Consider the following 17,450-nt stretch of genomic DNA (forward strand, 5'->3'; position numbering starts at 1 on the left):
ATGACCATCAAGCGAATGGACAACGTCCTGATCGTCGTCGACGATCTCGAAGCCGTGAAGGCGTTCTTCATCGAACTGGGCCTCGCGCTCGAGGGCCAGACCACGGTGGAAGGGCCCGACGTCGGCAAGCTCGTCGGGCTCGGCAACGTGAAATCCACCATCGCGATGCTGCGCACGCCCGATGGGCAAGGCATCGAGCTCGACAAGTTCCACACGCCCGAGGCCGTGAGGTTCGGGCCCGTGGAGACGCCGGTGAACGCCCTGGGTCTTCGCCGCGTCATGTTCGCCGTCGATGGCCTCGACGATGTCGTCGCGCGCATACAGGCCCATGGCGCCGAGATCATCGGTCAGATGCAATATGGGGAGTCGTACCGGCTCGCCTACATCCGCGGGCCCGAGGGCATCATCGTGGGGCTGGCCGAGCAGCTCGGGTAGGCGCCACCATCATCGAGCATTCGTCTACGGCGACCCATGCGATGTTCTTCTTCAAAAAATCCTCGCAGCGAAACCTCAAGCTCCTTCAGCTCTCCGAGTATCTCGACCTCCTGGAAGGTGGCTTGGTCAGCACCGACATCTCGGATGCAACGAAAGCCTCCGCCCTGAATCTGGCACGTGAAGTCTGGGACTCACTCGCTCTGGGCGCATGGATCGCGATCAACCCCGCCGCCGTCATTGCATGGCGCAACAAGTCGAGTGGCCATGTCCTTGTCCACATACCAGTTGCCGGAGACGATTGCTTTCTGATCGTTCCGCTCATCGATGAAGCGGCCACACCGGACTCCTACATCTTGTTCGACATAGGAGCCGAGTATGTGAATGCGACGTTCTCCTGCCCGGCCTTTGAACTCGCGGGCATCGCCACTGAAGACGACATTCGCCAGGCCATCCCCGAATTGCGTGGAAAGGCAGATCCCTTCGCCATCCTGGACTTGCGTGGAGGCACCTACATGCAGGTCTACGCCGATGCACAAGGTTTTCATCTCGAGCATCAACTCGTGACTTCCGCTGCGCACTACCGCTGCGTGGAGGTTGTCGGCCCCGATGAAGCGGTCGATGCATTTCTTTCCTACGCTTTCGGAAACTACGACTGGGCGTACAAGAGACGTTGGGAACGAATCGCGTTATGACGGCGAAAACCTGCGTCGTCGCTCTGGTGTAAAGTCCCCCCGCCGAGCCCACAAACTCGCCGCGTAGCAAATCGCACGCACCATCATCGGCCCCAAAGGCCCGATGAACCCCAGCTCCTGTTGACCCGACGAGAGCCACCACGTACCCATCCTCGATGGATGGCTCTTGTTGTCAGGTCACCGCATCCCGCAAGAGGAATGCGCGCAAAGGAGTCGCCCCGTGCCCCCTCACCATCGAAACGCCCCGCCCCTCTGGCTGCTGATCGCCCTGTCGGCGCTCGGCGTTCTGCCGCTGAACATGTTCGTTCCTTCCCTGCCGAGCATCGCGAAGGAGTTCGACGCCGAGTTCGCGACGGTCAATGTCGCCGTGGCCGGCTACGCCGTCATCACCGCGTTGACGCACCTGATCGCCGGCGCACTGTCCGACAGGTTCGGGCGCCGGCCCGCGCTGCTGGTCGCGTTGCTCGTCTTCGTGATCGGCTCCATCGGATGCTTCTTCGCGCGCAGCATCGAGGTGTTCCTGGCCTGCAGGCTGCTCCAGGGCAGCGCCATTGCCGGATATGCCATGTCGCTGGCTGCGATCCGCGACACGGCGGGCGAACGGATGGTGAGCCAGATCGGCTATGTCTCGTCCGCCTGGGCGATCGCCCCGATGCTCGGCCCTTCCGCGGGTGGCGTGATCGACAGCTGGCTCGGCTGGCGCGCGAACTTCGCTGCTTTCGCGTTCATGGGCATCGCGGCGCTCTGCCTGGCGCTGCGCTACCTGCCGGAGACCCACCACCATCGCTCCACGGCGATGTCGAAGCAGCTCGGCGGCTATGGCCAGTTGCTTCGCTCCGCGCAGCTTTGGGCCTATGGACTCTGCATGGCCGCTTCCATCGGCACGCTCTATGTCTTCATCGGCGGCGCACCCGCCGTGGCCATGCAGGCCTATGGCACCTCCGCGGCGATGGTCGGCGCCTACATGGGACTGGTTCCCGCGGGTTTCATCGTCGGCAGCTTCACGCTCGCGCGCTGCGGGCAACGGTGGCAGCCGATCCAGTTCATCGTTGCCGGGCGACTGCTGACCTGCGCAGGCTTGCTGGTGGGCGTGGCGTTGGCAGTGCTGGGGTTTGCACATCCGCTCGCGTTCTTCGGCCCCTGCGTGTGCGTGGGACTCGGCAACGGATTGACAATGCCCACGGCCAACAGCCGTGTGCTGTCGATCCACGCGGGCTTCGCCGGCACCGCGCTGGGCCTGGCGTCGGCCATGACGGCCATCGGCGCCGGTGCCATCGCCTTCGCGGCCGGGCTGTTCGTCGACGAGTCTCATCCACGCACCGCCCTGCTCGCGGCAATGTCGACGACGTCGCTGCTTTCATTGGGCATCGCCGTGTTCATTGCTCGTTCGGAGCGTCGGCAGCGGTGCATTCGATCGCAACCAGACTGAGGTTTTCCAGATGAACGTCCATCCGACAACCGATTCCACGCTCCGTGTCGCGCTGGTCACAGGGTCCACTTCCGGCATCGGTGCCGCCATCGCGCGCAAGCTGAATCACGCGGGCTACGCCGTGGTCCTTCACTCTCGAAGTTCCGCGGAGACAGGTCACGCAATGGCTGCCGAGATGAAGCAAGCCGTCTACGTTCAAGCCGACCTTGCCCTGGAAGCAGACAGGGTGCGGCTCGTCGGCGAAGCGATCGCCGCCTGGGGCCAACTCGACGTGCTGGTCAACAACGCCGGCATCAGCAAAGTCATTCCGCACGCGGACCTCGCCGCCGCCACTTCCGCTGTGTGGCACGAACTCCACGAAGTCAACGTCGTGGCTCCGTTCCATCTCATCACGTTGGCCGAATCAGCCTTGCGCGAAGCCGCCCTGCGCCGTCGAGCGGGCTGCGTCGTCAACATCAGCTCACACGCGGGCGTCCGCCCCAAAGGCGCATCCATTCCCTATGCAGTCAGCAAGGCCGCGCTCAATCACATGACCCGTCTGCTCGCACTGTCCTTGGGGCCGGACATTCGCGTCAACGCCGTCGCGCCAGGTCTGGTCGACACGCCGCTCACCGCCGACTGGACTGCCGCACAGGAACTGTGGCGCGAGCGTGCACCAATGCGCCGCGCCGCAAACCCGGACGACATCGCGCACGCTGTTGCGATGCTGGTTGCCTCGGACTACCTCACTGGCGAAGTGCTGCTGTCCGATGGCGGATTGAATCTGACCTAGGCGAGGTCGCAGGCCAGGGGACGGCCACCAGTACCTTGCGCGAAAGGACTACCCCGAAACCGGAGGAGGCTTCGCGATGAAGGCCTGCTTTCCATGCCGATCGAAACCGGCCGATTCGTAGAATTTCAACGTCGCCTCATCCTTGCGACCGGTCATCAGCATCACCTTGTAGCAGCCCGCGGACCAGGCCGTTTCGAGCGCCTGTGCCAACAGAGCTTTTGCGTAACCTCTGCCGCGGTACGCCGCATGCGTCACCACGTTCTCGATCACGCCGTAGGGCCTGCAGCCGCGCGTGAGGTTGGGAATCAAGGTCAGATTGCAGCTGGAGACCAGCTCGACGCCCTCGAATCCACCGAAGTAGTGGAAGTGATGACTTGCCAGGATCTCCTGCCAGATCGCATCGACGACGAGCTGGGCGGGTCGCGGGTCGTCGGTCTCGTGAAGGTGCTCGTAGAGATCGAGCAGCGCTGGCAGGTCGGTTTCGATGAGCTTGCGGGTTTTCATGTTCGGTGTGGGCAGTGGGTCGAGTACCTAACAGCGCGCGTACCATGTCCACGATTCTCGTCAGCACATCGGGCCGCGCCAAGCGCAGAAAGAAGGCGGCTGACGAACCTGCCGATTGAGTGGGTACGAAGACATGCCAAAGTAGCAGACTTGATTCAACGACGGAAGATCGCTTGCACCACATCCCGATGAAGACCAAGCCATTCCCTACGACAAGCGTTACGTTGACAGTGATCCTGGCCATCGTTCTCGCCATATCCAGCACGATCTCTACGAACTACTGCGCCTTCGGCTTCGGTGGTTTTCAATGCAACGAGCCCTTTGCCGGGTATGGCGGCATGCTGGCCATGGTGACTTTCATCTCCCTGCCCCTTCTCGTCGTGTCGGGGGCAATCGCGGCATGGAGGCTCATTGCATGGCTTCGAGTGCAACGGCGTCCCTAACCCGAGCGCAATCGGGATGACAGTTTCTCGAAGCTGGTGATAGCCCGCGACGCTTCCGCCACGATTCCCTCTTTGACTCATATCACCGGTGAGACGCTCACTCCATTTGTCGAGTACGAGGCCACCTTCAGAACTTCGCACCGAGTTTGCATTCGGCCACCTTTTCCGCGCTGTAAGTCTCTACAGTAGATGCCCCTCTCCCCCAACGACCCGCAATGCGGGCAAGGAAGGCAGCACACACGGCACCCTGAACGGACGGATGAATGAATCAACCGCTTGGCCTCGCGGCGGGCCGTCGATGCATCGGGCATCGCGGCGAACGTGGGGCACAAAAGGCGACGGCCAAGGTGCTGACACACCCTGGCCGTCTAACCACATGACGTGCAACCCTTTAGAAAGAGCACACCAAATGGCTAGACGGATTATGGCCCGGCGTCGCGCGCCGATATCGCGCAATGCGGCAGCGCCCACATACACGGGGCCGGGGCCCGAGGATCTTTTGGAGAACAAGCTGGAGCAACTGACCTCGCTGCTTTGGTGCAGCCATGGAGGCGGAACTCGATGGTGTGAGGATGCAGGGGGTACGCATCTCAACAACGTGATCTGGCTGGCCTATGAGCTGGCGCGTGAGGCAAGCGAGTTGCATCAACAGTCGGCACACCGATGAGCTGCTTGAAGGAATGTGGGGGGGAAATCGCACAAAACGATGAGATATCTTGAAAAAAACGTATCCGTCGCTTAGTCGCTGCTCGCATCCTTCCCCAAGCTTGAAATTCGCCTTTGCAGCGAAAGCCGCCGCTAGTCGCGCCCTGGCGACTTCAAGCTATGTAAACAAAAGCAGACGTTGGTGCGCTGCGATCAGCGAGGGTTGCTGAACCCGAGAGTTGGTATTCCACGCTCCACGCCGCGGGTGCTGCCTCTAGCCTCGTTCAATCCGCCAACAGTCCGGAAAGCTCTTGCAGTTCATCGACTTGCGCTGCAAAAAAGTTCGACTAAACAAAGTTCTTCAAGCCACGAGTCTCGTTGTTGTACTTCTGCTCCCGACGCACGAAGGCTGCGACGCCACCCTCCATGATGGCCTGTACATCGTTCCGAACATGCGTGTTCTCCACCGGCCCCACATGCAGCACTATGTGCATGGCGTTGTCAGGTCCTTGGACCTCAGTGCGCCGTACTGCCAGCAGGCCTCCCTTGTTCTCCAGGACTACTACTTGTTCCGCGTCGCCGAGGACTGGAATGTTCGCGTTATGCGAGACGACGATGAGTTGTCGATGCCAACGACTCTGGCGAAGCTCCTTGACCACCAGCTTCGAAATCCACTCGGAGTCGAGGTCGTCTTCGGGCTGGTCAAGGACCAGTGGCTCTCGACCATGGTGCAGGACGAACGCGAGCATCGCCGCTGTCCGTTGCCCCGGAGAACCCTGGGTAATGGATTGCCAATCTTCCTCGCGAGCCGGATTCCCGTTCTCGCGCAGAAACTCCATCATCACTACGTCGTCGGGCACCAACGTGGCAAGCCGCAATCGGACGGTCTCTTCCAGTCCGGCAAGCCTGTCGCTGAAAGTTGCCCTCAACCGCGCGGCCCGTTGCACTGCGACGACATCTCCTGTGGATAACGCGGTGCGCCAACCACTCCAACGCTCATTCAAGCCCTCGGCCGCCCCAGACCACAGCCAAGATGCCAGTATGGGGACGTCCTCTAGGAATGCATCGGCACGGAGCCCGGCGATGGACCGAAAGGCCTCGACCCATGGGGCGGTATCACCAAGTGGCCTTGATGCAAATCGAAGTCTTCCACTTCGCTGCTGCACGTCGGCAAGAAGCGCGCTCCGTGCTGCTCGGCGACCATCGAGCAGCCCCAGGACGCTCTGCCAAGCGGCATCGGCACGTTCAACCACCGAGGTCAGTTGAGGCTCCTTCTCCTCAAGACGTCGAATCTTGTCTTTGACCCGACCAAGCTCTTCCTGCAATCGGCTGAACTCGGACGTCGACAGTCCCTTGGCATCGAGCTCTTGCCTGTATGCATCAAAGTCACGCTTTGCTTCTACGGCATCTTTGCGCCAGGCACTGTGTTCGAGCCCCTTGTCGAATGCCTCGAGGACTTGGTCAGTCACGCCAGCAGCCTGCTCTAGTGCAGAGGCGAACTGGCCAGAAATCTCGTTGACTCGAGCAACGAGAGCAGCAAACTCATCCACGAATGGCTCGGTCGCATGAAGGTCTGCAGGGGCCAACTGACCAAGCCTTGCAACTAGCTGTCGAGCCTCGGAGACTGCATCGCGAACCCGGCTCTTGCAGGTGTCCAGTAGCTCCTCTTCTTTGCGGCGACTCTCGATTCGCGCCAATCGAAGCTTCACCTCTGGAGATGAAAATGCGTCGACCTGCCCCTGAAGGGTGGCGGCCTGCTGCTTCAGGCTCGGCAACTGGGCCAAGTCACTCTGCATCAGGACCATAGAGCGAACCGCAGTCGACCATTCAGTCCGAGCGTCATCAACACGGCGGCCAAAAGCATCGACACTCTTCAAGTCGGTGCTGCTGTAGCCGATGCTCGTGTCAACGAGAGCTAAGAGGCTCCTGGACGACAGGTACGGGTCGTGCTTGTCGCCGGCTGCACGTTCAAAGAGTTCCTTCTGACTGATGACGGTGATCGGAAAGCTGGTCCGGCCCTCTACTGTTCCGACTGTCGTCAGGCTGCCGGTCGCTTTACTCCAAGTTGACTGCTGCTCTTCCTGAGACTCTTGAACTCGATGGGTCCCTTTGAGTTGCGCCGCACCGAAAACGGTGTCGACAAACGAGTCGGCTTCGTCCTTCAACCTTTTAGGTAGCGAATCAGTGCTTGAGTACAACTGACGCAGCGCCGCCACCACGGAAGACTTACCGCTCCCACGGCCACCGATGATGACATTGAGGTTTGGGTGAAGAGGAACCGAAATCGCGGCTGCGGAATTTGTCAGCGTGCCATCCAGCGTGACCCCCGAAATCCAGGCGTGGCGCACATTATTCGGATTGCGCTCAGGAAACGAGGCGAGCGCCGGCGCCCAGTCGCAAAGAACTCGTGACTCATGGTCGAGAAACGCCTGCCGCAGCGCTTCAATGCCCACTGACCCCATGCGTAACCACGTGTAGCGGCTTCCAATCTGGTCGAAAGCATAGGCATCTGAAGTGGAGACAAACGCCAACTCACGCAAACGCGGAAACGAATCCAACTCGCGCCGGCGAAACTTCGCGTTGAAGTTATTTCCAGCAATGTTGGAGCAGTCGCCTGGGTCCAAAGCGACGAGTCGCTCGTGATGGATAGCTCTCCACCTCAAGTCGCCCTGAACTGTGTTTCCGGATGCGATGCCATTGTCGTTCAACGCATGTGGAGCGATGGCGAGATACCCATCTGGAAGGCCATCGAGGATTTGAGTCAGGGTTTTTGATGAACTTCCTGGTTGACGTTGGTTGCCTTGCTCAATGAAGGGCGGGTGCTCGTGATTGAAACCGAGCGCCCCGAAGATGAGTCGATCAAAGTCCTGGCTCGTCTTTTTCAGGTCTCCAAGAATGATGAGGTGTACTCCATCGGCGCCGGTGTGCGTGGTGATTTCGCACCCAGGGAAAACGACAACACTGTGCCGAGCCCCTGCTGCCTTCGCATCATCAATCCAGCTTCCAGTGTTGTGGTCGGCAAGAGCGATGACGTCGATGCCGGCGGCCCGTGTGGCGGCCATGTAGTCGTCGAGGAACCGTTGACGCTCCTCCGGTTCGTCAAGCCGATACCCAGGGCCCTCGGGAAATCGGAAGTTCCATGCCGGAGTGGCAACCTGCAGGTCACACTTCCACCATCTTGTACTGCTCATGCCGTCTCCTCGCCCTCGTGGCGGGGTCAGCACCTGATGACCTCGCCGAAGTTCGTTTACAGCGAGTTTTCCAGGGTTTACAGTCGTTGTAAAGACATTGCAAAGACAGAGGAGCCCACATGACGAACGCGAGAAAAACCGAGGCGGTCAATCTCCGGATGGCGCCGGATGTCAAGGAACTCCTGCGCCTGGCCGCGGACAGGGAGCATCGGACGCTGTCGAACATGCTTGAAGTGCTGGTCCTGCAGCACTGCGAGCAGCAAGGAATTTCATTGCCGTCGATGCAAGCAAGTCCCGAGGCAGCTTCCGAAGCAAAACGCTGACTGGCGCAAACGGCGCACCTCGTAAAAGCACAAGAGAACCAGATGTCGAAGAGCCAACACACGACAAACTACCAGCATAAACATGAGGCTACACAGCGCCCCGACGTTGGCGTTCAGGACCATTTCACGACAAAGAAGCCGCCGTGGACCTACCGCTTCGACAGCAGTTTGGACCCGTCGCTGAATTGGGACGAGAACCGTGACCACGACTTGGCCAAGTGGCTGATTGGCTTGGTGCGGCGCTGCGCTACCGAGGGCGAAGCAGTGGTCTTCGCAGCGCCCCAGGTCTGGGCCGGAGGCGGGGTGCAGGTGCAGTCGTTAAAGGCGGCAGAGGACCTGCTGGAGACGAGCCGAGCCAGCGAAATCTTTTCCGTTACTGCCCTGCCTGACGCCGTGCTGCGCAAGGTCGGCAAGAAGAACGATGACGGTGCTGCGCTGTATGAGGTCAAGCTGTTGGGGCTGGACATCTTCGACCCGGCGACGATGGAGCAAGAGGCCATCGAGGGGCAGAACATGCCGGCCTGGATGCTGGACACCGACTACGACGGCCTGAGCTTCTACGGCACCTTCCCCAAGACCGCAGCATCGGACAACCTGCAGAAGTCCTTGAAGGCCGAGTTCGACCCCTCCGTGTGGGCACACCTGGCCGGTACGGTCAGCGAGCCGTTCACGGTGGGGCCGAAGCAGCGCGTGGCCGTGAAGGTTATCGACGAGCGCGGTAATGAGCTGATGCGCGTGCTGGAGGTGAAGGCATGACCTCGCGGCTTCTGGTTCTCCGTGTCGGCTACATGGAGCGTTACGACGGGCCGGACACCATCACCGGCGGCGGCGCCTACATCGCCGCGAACGGTGTCGGGGGAGAGGTCTTCAACTTCAAGCCCAGCAGGGGGCGGTGCTATGGCTACGCAATGAGCCGGCACTTTGCCGGCCTGAACCTGCGCTTCATCGACGACTCGCAAGCTTGGCGCGAGGGAGACGAACTGGGGGGCGTTGATGTGGTATTCATCGCCCGCCGGCCCGGCGTGGGCCAGGTTGTGGTGGGCTGGTATCGCAATGCGACGGTGTTCCATCGGCAGTACCGCGTCCGGCGTGGCTCCATCCCCGGCATGAACGAGGCCGTTCGCCGGTTCCTGTGTATTGCCGATACCGACGACGTGCGGCTGCTGCCGGAGGACGAGCGCACGTTTGACGTGCCCTACGCACCGGCAGGCTTCAAGGGCTTCCCGGGGCAATCGAACGTCTGGTATCCCGGCCACCACACCGAGCAGCCGGGCGTGACCGCCTTCATCCGCAAGCTGACCAAGTACATCGACGCCACGCCTGGCGCTGAGCTGCTCGACGATGAGGCGCCAGAGCGCAAGGGCGGGCGCAAGAAGGGCCGCGCGAGCGCGCCGGACCATGCGCAGAACGCGATGGTGGAAGAGGCCGCAGTGAAAGCCGTATGGGCGCGCTACGCGGCCGACGGCTACACGCTGAGAACTGTCGAGACCGAGTGTGTGGGCTGGGATCTTGAGGCGACCAAGGGGCGGCAGACGTTGCGGCTGGAGGTCAAGGGCACGGCGGGCACTGCCATCTACTTCGAGCTGACCCCGAATGAATACGCCAAGCTGAAGGAGCACAGTACCGGGTTTCGCGTATGCGTGGTCTGCGAGGCGCTGACCCGTCCACGCATCTTTGACCTCAGGCCCGAAGGCTTCGGTGCTGGGTGGCGCCTGGTTTCCGAGCGGGGAGATGTGACGGTGCTGCTGATGGAGCGCATTGCGGCCGTCGGTGCTGAGGTTGCACCAGGTGTGGGGGGCAACTGATGTCTGTCCTTCGACCAGGCTTTTCGGAGCGCGTCTTCGAGTTCTCCTTCAACGCCGAGTACGCCAACAGAAATCGAGCCATCCTCGCTGGTGCTCCGAGCATCCCGACCCAAAACGAAGAGAAGTCGCTGGGCTACGACGTGATGTTTGAGGTGAACGCGCATGGCGGCGCAATTCATGCTGTTGCCCTTCAGCACAAGGTCTCCCGGTTCGTCGACAGGTTAGGGCCTACCAACGCGAACTTCTGGACCGTAGCAGGCGGACCCTACTTTGCGTTCCGACTGGATACGGACCAGTACAACCTCATCGAATCCATAGCAGCAGCGGGAATGCCAGGGCTCGAATTCCACTTCTGCGCGCCGCTTTTTGCGACGCGTACGGCGATGAATGGCCACTATTTGGCAGGCTCGGTTGAGGCTCGTTCGATGTGGATAGACGTTGCGGGTGCCGGGCCAATCACGGATGACGACGTGCACACCATCGTCTATCGGGAGAACGGTAGTCAGGCGTTCCGGTTTTCCGAGTCACCTAAGAAGCTGGTGATTGCAGATGATGCCGTTCGTCGCGCCCAGTGGGAACGTCGAAGGACGGCGACGCTTGAAGCGCCTGACCGCATTTATAGGACGGCATTGCAGCTACTGCGCGAATACTGGCCCGACCGGCGCCTCAAGGTTCGGAAGCGCACCGATGAAGTGACCAGCGGCCTGCCATCGAAGTTGCCGGATGAAGTCGCGCCGACGCTGGCGAACGCAGGGCGCCTGCTCGCCGACTACTTCGGCATGTCCCTGCTGGTGGAGGTTCGCCAATGAACCAAATCAACGCGGTCGAAGCGCCCATCATCAACTCACCCTACGACGAGCCGGCCAACCACTGGCACATCGAGGTCGCGAAGCAGCCTGAAAAGCGGTCAGGCCGACGCTTGGCCTCCTACTTCTTCCGAGTCCCTGAGCGCGCGGCGCGCGGGCGCAAGGCGAAGTGCGAGCAGTCCCTGCTGGACGATGCTTCGAAGGGCGAGGAATATCTGCTGGACTTGGCGAACCTCATTCGCCGGCAGCTGAAGGACTGGCGCGCACGCGACTACGCCAGGGCGACCAGGTTAACGCGGGAACTACTGGAGCTGTGGCGCTCGCCCGACCGGGAGCAGCGGCTGTTCTTCGCCCAGCTCGAAGCGGTCGAGACGGTACTGTTCCTCGTAGAGGGGCCGGATGACTTGAAGCAGGGCGTGAACGTCCCCGTTGACGAACCGGGTGAAGATGCCAAGGAAGAGGGCTGCAAGGCGTTCCTGCGTTACGCGCTGAAGATGGCGACCGGGAGCGGCAATGGATGTCGAAAACGCCTTATATGTCGGCTCTTGATCAAAGCTGTCCGTCGCCACTGGAGCGACAGGCTGCTCACAGTCTAAGACCGACTCCCACCCACCCCCTCCACCACCCTCTCCCTCACCCACCGATGCCCCGCATCCCGATGCTTCCTCTCATGCCAAAGCATCGCCATCTCATACCCCGGCACCTCCAGCGGCGCCTCCACCACGCGTAGCCCCGTCGCCCCGCGCGCCAGCCGCTCGGGCAGCATCGCGACCATGTCGGTGGTCTGCAGTACCGAGATCATGAAAAGGAAGTGCGGCACCGACAGCGCCACGCGCCGCGTGAGGCCCTTCTCGGCCAGCGCTTCGTCGGTGGGCCCGCTGAAGCCGCCGCCGCTGAGCGACACCACGACGTGCTCGAGCGCGCAGAACTGCGCGAGCGTGGGCCGGCGCTTCAGTCGCGGGTGGCCGGCGCGGCCGGCGAGCACATAGCGTTCGTGGAACAGCACGCGTCGGTGCAGGCCCGGCGGCGCGCCCACGCTGGTGTGAAAGAACAGGTCGACCTCGCCCTGTTCCAGCTGCCGCGCCATGCGCAGCGGCACGGCCTCGACCACGGCCAGCCGGGTATGCGGCGCGGCGGCGCGGATGGCGGCGAGCGCGGGTAGCAGGATGGCCGACTCGGCATAGTCGGCGGCGGCCACGCGCCAGGTGGTGGTGGCCTCGGCGGGATCGAAGGGCTTGCTGGGCGCGACGGCGCGGCCCAGCGATTCGAGGGCTTCGCGCAACGGCTCGCGCAACTCGTCGGCGCGCGCGGTGGGCCGCATGCCGCGCTGGGCGGGCACGAGCAGCGGGTCGTTGAACACCTCGCGCAGCTTGGCGAGCTGCACGCTCACCGAAGGCTGCGACAGGTTCAGGCGCTCGGCGGCGCGGGTGACGTTGCGCTCGGCCAGCAGGGTGTCGAGGGTGAGCAGCAGGTTGAGATCGAGTCGGCTCCAATTGTTCATGGCAATTCCTGGAATTCGAACTATTCATTTTCAATATATCGCCACGCTGCCTAAGCTGCGGTCATCGCTCCTCTTCTTTCCTCACGACCTCAGGTGAATCCATGAACGTACTCCTCGTGCTCGCGCATCCCGAACCTGCCTCGCTCAACGGCTCGCTGCATCGCTTCATGCGCGATCGGCTCGAGGCGCAGGGTCATTCGGTGCGCACCTCCGATCTCTATGCCATGCGCTGGAAGCCCACGCTCGAAGCGGCGGACTTTCCGGCGCGCGACGCGGCCGCCCCCTTCGACCCCGCGCTCGATTCGCTGCGCGCCTTCGAAACCGGCACGCAGGCGGCCGACATCGAGGCCGAGCAGCAGAAGCTGCTGTGGGCCGACGCGGTGATCCTGCAGTTTCCGCTCTGGTGGTATTCGATGCCGGCGATCCTCAAGGGCTGGATCGAGCGCATCTATGCCTATGGCTTCGCCTACGGAGTGGGCGAGCATTCCGACAGCCACTGGGGCGACCGCTTCGGCGAAGGCTCGATGACGGGCAAACGCGCGATGGTGGTCACCACCACGGGCGGCTGGGCCTCGCACTACGCGCCGCGCGGCATCAACGGGCCGATGGACGACCTGCTGTTCCCGATCCATCACGGGATCCTCTACTACCCGGGCTTCGAGGTGCTGCCGCCCTACGTGGTGCACCGCACGGGCAAGGTCGATGCGGCGGCCTACGCACGCATCGAGCAGGAACTGGGGGCGAGGATGGACACGCTGTTCAGCACGGCGCCGATCCCGTTTCGCCGCCAGAACCATGGCGACTACGAGATCCCGGCCCTCACCTTGCGGCCCGACATTGCGCCGGGCCGCTCGGGCTTCGGGGTGCACCAGGTACCGGCCGAAGCCCAGGCGATTGCCGAGGCTTAGGGCAGCACCGGCGTGGCGGCCGCGGCGGCGATCGCGGCGTCGGCATCCACGCGCAGCATGAAGCGCCGGGCCACGAGGTCGTTGGCGGCGGCGGTCACGGCCGACACGTAGCCCGCCTGGTTGGTGTAGCGCTCCTGCAGCGACAGGCGCGGATCGCCGCTGCCGGTGCGCGCAGCGGTGGTCTTGGCGAACGGGAAGTACGCGCCGAACAGGCCGGCCTGGTCGATGGTGGCGGGCTTGCTGGTGTAGTTCCAGCCGGTGTTGGTGCCCAGGGGCACGGTCACGTCGAGGCTGCGGATGCCGGCGATGTCGTTGCCGTCGGCATCGACCTGCGGCACGAGGATGGCGTAGTCGCGGCCCAGGTAGGCCGGCGGCACCTGGGTGGGGATGCCGCTCTCGTCCTGCGGACGGTAGCTCGGGCCCCAGTCGAGCAGCGAGAAGGTGTTGACCAGGCCGGTGTAGCCCACGCCCGGAATGGCCGGGAACTTCACCTGCTGCGGCCGCACCAGGGTGCTGTCGGCGAGCCTGGGCACCTGGCTGTCGGGCGGGTTGGTGCCCTTCACGACCCAGTCCTCGAGGTTCTGGTAGAGCGCGCGCACCACGGGGATCACGCCGGCATTGCCGTTGGTGGCGTAGAGCGCGCCGGCCGCGCTGCCGGGCATCGAGGGCAGGCCCAGCAGGTGATGGCTGCTGGCGTAGTAGTACACGCGCGCATTGGCGGGTTGCGCGAGGTCGGTGGTGCCCCAGGCGTCGGTCAGCAGCGGCGAGCCCTGCAGCACGTAGAACTCGGTGCCGCTGAAGCCGATAAAGAGCTTGGGGCAGGTGCCGGTGGCTTCGCAGCGCGACAGGATGCCGCCGCGGCGCTGGGCCACGTCGTCGACGTAGTCCTTCGACAGGCCGCGCGTGCCGGCCTGGCCGAAGGCGGTGTGGTCGCTGCGCACGCCACCGCCGCCGCCCGGAATGGCGAAGCGGGTGTTGATGTTGGTCTGGCGCGCGGCGATCTGCGCGAACACGCCGTCGAACACCTTGCGGCCCGCGCGGTCCTCGTTGAAGCCGAGGTGCACGAAGGTCTTCATGAAGTTGCCGCACTGCGACACGCCCGATGCAATGGTGTTGCGAATGGCGCTGGCCACGGGGTTGGCGGTGCCGGCGGCATCGCTGGCCTCGTGGTGGAAGAAGGCGATCATGTCGCGCAGCGCCGCGAGGCCCAGGCCCATCACCTTGGGGTCCTTGGCGACGTAGACCAGCTCGTACATATAGGCCGGGTCCCAGCCGGCCTTGAGGCACACGCTGGTCTCGTCGGGCGTGCCCGGGAAGGGGTTGCCGGCTGCGCACTTGGCGAACTTCCATTCGCTGGCGGGGATGAGCTGGCGCGCGTCTTCCTCGTTGATGCGGCGCGTGAGCACGTAGCCCGGCTTCGTGTTGTCGAGGCTGGCGGTGGCATAGGCCTGCATCGCGGCATTGAACGGGCCGCCGGGCAGCGGCAGCGAATCGCCGGTGGCCACGGTGGGCAGCAGCTCGGCGCGGTAGGGGCCGGTGATGGTGCTGCCATCGGGGTTTTTCGCCACGGGCACGGTCAGCGTGACCTTGCCGGCCGCGGCGGGCACGTCGCCCTGCCAGGCGGCGGTGAGGAACACGTAGCCGCGCGATGCGAAGTAGGGATCGAGGTTGACGATGTTGCCGCGGTTGGGCGCGTCGTAGCGCAGCACGCCACTGGCCTTGCTCATGTCCTTGGGCTTGAAGAGCACGAACTCGGACTTGTACTCGACCTTGCCGTTGGCATTGGTCGGCGCGAGCGCGAGGTCCTGGATGATGGCGTTGTGCGTGTCCTTCGGGTCGACCTCGCCGGTGAAGGTGCCGGTGATCTTCTCGTAGGCGCCGGCGCTGCCGAAGCTGCCGGGCACGTCCTCGGTCCTGGCGATCGAGAGCGTGTATTTGGGCGCGCTGGCCGCGGACGGCGGTGGCGCGGGCGGGTTGCTGGCGGGCGGGGGCAGCAGCAGGCCGCCGCCGCCTCCACCGCTGCCGCCGCAGGCGGTCAGGAAAAGCGCGGCCGTGACCGCGCTGGCAGCCGCGAGGCTCCATCGATTCATGTCTGTCTCCAGGTGTGGTTGTTGATGACCGGTTGACGCGGTGCCGATCTCCGCGGCGGCAGGGTTCGCGAGGCGGCGGCGCGGCCGCGCGCCTCGCGCGGGGTCACTGGCAGGCGAAGTTCTCGGCCGCGTCGGTGCTGCCCGTGCCCTTGTAGACGGCGCGCTTCGGATGCGGGCACAGCGGCCGCGTCTGCGTGACGGCGCCCCCCGCGATGCGGCTGGCGACGATGACGTCGGGCGCCTTGCCCTTCTCGACCCAGTCGTCGAGCGCGGCCAGCAGATCGTTGCGCGCGCTCGGGTCGGGCACGGGCCCGCCCTGGTTGCCGAAGCTGGTGGTACCGGTGCCGCCCGAGCAGTGGCCCATGCCGGGCGCCATGAAGAGGCGGAAGAAGCCGTCGGTCTCGGCGCGCGAGCCCTGCAGCGTGTTGACCTTCTCGTAGTAGGCGATGGTGTCGTGCGGGCTCACCACCGGATCGCTCCAGCCCTGGTAGGCGATGAGCTTGCCGCCGCGCGCCTTGAAGGCCGAGATGTCGGGGTTGACCTGGTCGACCGCCGGGCCGACCTTGGCCAGCGCATAGGTCATGTGGCGGTCGAAGTCGAAGCTCCACCAGTCCCAGCCGGGGTTGTCGAACACCCAGTAGCGCCAGAAGTCGGCGCGCGTGGGTTCGGTGGTGCCCCAGTAGCTGGCCCAGCCCGATTCGGAGCCGACGGCCGGGCCCGGGTAGATGGTGGCCTTGGTGCGCGGGTTCACGGCGCCCGCGTAGATGCGCTGCACGGCCGCCACCTGCGGCGCGGTCAGGCAGTCGGGGCCGTCGCCCGCGGTGCACAGCAGGCTCGCGACGTCGAACCTGGCGCCGGTGCACTCGCGCGGATCGGCGATCACGCCGTCGGTGACGCCGTCGATCGCATCGCAGGCGGCCACGGCCTTCTGCGTCACGAGGCGGATCTTGGCGCTGGTGAGGATCGGCGTGGTGTTGTCGCCGGGCGCGTGGTTGGCCAGGAAGCGGTTGAGGAACTCGGCGTTGAGCGAGGTGCGGTTGCCGCCGGGCGCGCCGGCGATGACGCCGTCGAAGTCGCCGGGGTAGCGCTGCACCTCGGCATAGCCCTGGTGGCCGCCGGTGGAGCAGCCGTAGTAGTAGCTGCGCGTGGCGGCCTTGGCCTGCAGCGCCGCGAGTACGGCCTTGCCGGCCATGGTGATGTCGTGCACCGAGCTGGTCCCCCAGTCGACGATCTTCTGCGGATGGCCGATGACGAACAGCATGTCCTCGCCGCTGTGGCCGGTGTCGCCGCCCATGGTGGCGAAGCCGCGCAGCAGCGCGTTGCGCATGTCGCCGTAGTTGAGGCTCGGCGAATAGCCGCCGTTGCCGGTCACGACCAGCTTGCCGTTCCAGCCGGCGGCCGTCGGCACCCACAACTCGAAGTGCACCGAGGAATCGGCCACCGAGTTCGTGGTGCCCTGGATGCGGCAGAAGTCGGGCATGCCGGTGAGCGCGGTGCGCGAGCCCGGCGGTGTGAAGTCGCCGGCGGGCACGGCCTGCACGGCATCGACCGAGGCACGGTCGAGCTTGAGCGTGGCGAAGCTCGCGAGCTCGCAGGCCAGCGGCGCGGCGGCGGCCGGGGGTGGTGCTGGCGGGGTGGCCGGCGCGGGAGCCGGTGCCGGTGCGGACGGCGGCAGCAGCGGCAGCGAAGTACCGCCACCCCCACCGCCACAGGCGGCGAGCGCGCAGGCGCCGATGGCAGCGGCGGCCAGCCGCGTGGTGGCGTGCGCGATCCGCCCGCGTCGCGATACGGGAATCCAAGTCATGTCTGTCTCCTTGTCGTTCTATGAATGCGCGGAGCCGCGGCCGCCTTCCATGCGGCCGCATGCCTCCGGTAGAAAGCGGGCGCGGATCGGTCCCGACCCGGC

General features: G+C 64.2%; 15 protein-coding genes and 1 pseudogene. 11 read left to right on the forward strand and 5 right to left on the reverse strand.

What is annotated here, in order from left to right:
* From ACEN9J_RS08875 to ACEN9J_RS08890, 4 genes are all read left to right on the forward strand, one after another.
* Complete coding sequence (locus ACEN9J_RS08875; protein WP_413763842.1) at window positions 1-435, forward strand: VOC family protein; 435 nt, start codon at window positions 1-3, stop codon at window positions 433-435.
* A 41-nt stretch (window positions 436-476) separates the two neighbouring features.
* On the forward strand, window positions 477-1,127 hold the full coding sequence (locus ACEN9J_RS08880; protein ID WP_413763843.1) for a hypothetical protein: 651 nt from the start codon (window positions 477-479) through the stop codon (window positions 1,125-1,127).
* 220 nt (window positions 1,128-1,347) lie between these two features.
* Window positions 1,348-2,556, forward strand: a complete 1,209-nt coding sequence (locus ACEN9J_RS08885; RefSeq protein WP_413763844.1) for a multidrug effflux MFS transporter — start codon at window positions 1,348-1,350, stop codon at window positions 2,554-2,556.
* Between the two features lie 10 nt (window positions 2,557-2,566).
* Window positions 2,567-3,328, forward strand: coding sequence for an SDR family NAD(P)-dependent oxidoreductase (locus tag ACEN9J_RS08890; RefSeq protein ID WP_413763845.1), 762 nt, complete (start codon window positions 2,567-2,569; stop codon window positions 3,326-3,328).
* 48 nt (window positions 3,329-3,376) lie between these two features.
* Here the strand turns inward: ACEN9J_RS08890 and ACEN9J_RS08895 are convergent, their stop codons facing one another.
* Window positions 3,377-3,832, reverse strand: coding sequence for a GNAT family N-acetyltransferase (locus ACEN9J_RS08895; protein WP_413763846.1), 456 nt, complete (start codon window positions 3,830-3,832; stop codon window positions 3,377-3,379).
* 188 nt (window positions 3,833-4,020) lie between these two features.
* Here ACEN9J_RS08895 and ACEN9J_RS08900 point away from each other — a divergent pair, with 188 nt between their 5' ends.
* Entirely contained in the window at window positions 4,021-4,275 is a 255-nt protein-coding gene (locus tag ACEN9J_RS08900; protein WP_413763847.1) for a hypothetical protein, read from the forward strand.
* A 992-nt stretch (window positions 4,276-5,267) separates the two neighbouring features.
* On the opposite strand, the gene ACEN9J_RS08905 is transcribed toward ACEN9J_RS08900, so the two are convergent.
* Window positions 5,268-8,111 carry a TrlF family AAA-like ATPase gene (locus tag ACEN9J_RS08905; protein ID WP_413763848.1) on the reverse strand — a complete coding sequence of 948 codons (2,844 nt, stop codon included), beginning with the start codon at window positions 8,109-8,111 and terminating at the stop codon, window positions 5,268-5,270.
* A gap of 119 nt (window positions 8,112-8,230) precedes the next feature.
* On the opposite strand from ACEN9J_RS08905, the gene ACEN9J_RS08910 reads away from it, so the two are divergent.
* The 5 genes and pseudogenes from ACEN9J_RS08910 to ACEN9J_RS08930 form a co-directional block, all read left to right on the forward strand.
* Window positions 8,231-8,434 carry a hypothetical protein gene (locus ACEN9J_RS08910; protein ID WP_413763849.1) on the forward strand — a complete coding sequence of 68 codons (204 nt, stop codon included), beginning with the start codon at window positions 8,231-8,233 and terminating at the stop codon, window positions 8,432-8,434.
* A gap of 42 nt (window positions 8,435-8,476) precedes the next feature.
* Window positions 8,477-9,190: a hypothetical protein gene (locus ACEN9J_RS08915; RefSeq protein WP_413763850.1), complete on the forward strand. Its 714-nt coding sequence runs from the start codon at window positions 8,477-8,479 to the stop codon at window positions 9,188-9,190.
* Window positions 9,187-10,239 (forward strand): protein NO VEIN domain-containing protein, encoded by a 1,053-nt coding sequence (locus ACEN9J_RS08920; RefSeq protein ID WP_413763851.1) that lies wholly within the window; start codon window positions 9,187-9,189, stop codon window positions 10,237-10,239. The genes ACEN9J_RS08915 and ACEN9J_RS08920 overlap by 4 nt, the downstream gene beginning before the upstream one ends.
* Entirely contained in the window at window positions 10,239-11,048 is an 810-nt protein-coding gene (locus ACEN9J_RS08925) for a hypothetical protein (protein WP_413763852.1), read from the forward strand. The genes ACEN9J_RS08920 and ACEN9J_RS08925 overlap by 1 nt, the downstream gene beginning before the upstream one ends.
* Window positions 11,045-11,557, forward strand: a pseudogene (locus tag ACEN9J_RS08930) (hydrolase); the annotation flags it as partial. The gene ACEN9J_RS08925 and the pseudogene ACEN9J_RS08930, both read left to right, overlap by 4 nt.
* Before the next feature lie 80 nt (window positions 11,558-11,637).
* Here ACEN9J_RS08930 and ACEN9J_RS08935 read toward each other — a convergent pair.
* A complete protein-coding gene (locus tag ACEN9J_RS08935) occupies window positions 11,638-12,546 on the reverse strand; it encodes a LysR family transcriptional regulator (protein ID WP_413763853.1) in 909 nt (302 codons plus the stop codon).
* Between the two features lie 101 nt (window positions 12,547-12,647).
* On the opposite strand from ACEN9J_RS08935, the gene ACEN9J_RS08940 reads away from it, so the two are divergent.
* Window positions 12,648-13,454, forward strand: coding sequence for an NAD(P)H-dependent oxidoreductase (locus tag ACEN9J_RS08940; protein ID WP_413763854.1), 807 nt, complete (start codon window positions 12,648-12,650; stop codon window positions 13,452-13,454).
* On the opposite strand, the gene ACEN9J_RS08945 is transcribed toward ACEN9J_RS08940, so the two are convergent.
* Together ACEN9J_RS08945 and ACEN9J_RS08950 are read right to left on the reverse strand one after the other, a co-directional pair.
* Window positions 13,451-15,544: an alpha/beta hydrolase domain-containing protein gene (locus tag ACEN9J_RS08945; protein WP_413763855.1), complete on the reverse strand. Its 2,094-nt coding sequence runs from the start codon at window positions 15,542-15,544 to the stop codon at window positions 13,451-13,453. The genes ACEN9J_RS08940 and ACEN9J_RS08945 overlap by 4 nt on opposite strands.
* A 103-nt stretch (window positions 15,545-15,647) precedes the next feature.
* A complete protein-coding gene (locus tag ACEN9J_RS08950; RefSeq protein WP_413763856.1) occupies window positions 15,648-17,348 on the reverse strand; it encodes a tannase/feruloyl esterase family alpha/beta hydrolase in 1,701 nt (566 codons plus the stop codon).
* Window positions 17,349-17,450: the final 102 nt, after the last annotated feature.

Source organism: Variovorax sp. Varisp41 (assembly GCF_047325085.1).
Lineage (GTDB): Bacteria > Pseudomonadota > Gammaproteobacteria > Burkholderiales > Burkholderiaceae_C > Variovorax.